Below are 276 nucleotides of genomic sequence, written 5' to 3'. Positions count from 1 at the left end.
CATACCGCGTCGGCCAGCGGCGCCAGCAGGTTACTGCACAGTCCTACCCAACCGGCCATCGTGGCCCGGCTCAGCGCCACGCCCTGGCGGGCGAAGATTTCCGACAGGCGATACAGCGGCTGGTGTTCGGCGTATTTCGCCGTCATCACCCTTGAGAGCAGGCCTGGGCCGGCGATGCCGCGCTCGATGGGACGCGACGGCGCCGGTGCCTGGACAATGGTATCGCAACGGGCGCAGGCTTTCTTTGTGCGACGGGTTTTAATCACCTTGAACGCG

Annotated in this window: 1 protein-coding gene; it reads right to left on the bottom strand. The window is 65.6% G+C overall.

Annotated elements, in window-relative coordinates; all coding sequences use genetic code 11:
- Nucleotides 1-276, bottom strand: a 276-nt coding sequence (locus tag FCN80_RS26190; protein WP_170975548.1) for an IS66 family transposase, incomplete at both ends; no start/stop codon positions are given.

It is taken from the genome of Martelella alba, from assembly GCF_005217455.1.
GTDB lineage: Bacteria > Pseudomonadota > Gammaproteobacteria > Enterobacterales > Enterobacteriaceae > Acerihabitans.
This window is presented reverse-complemented; position numbering and strand designations above follow the sequence as displayed.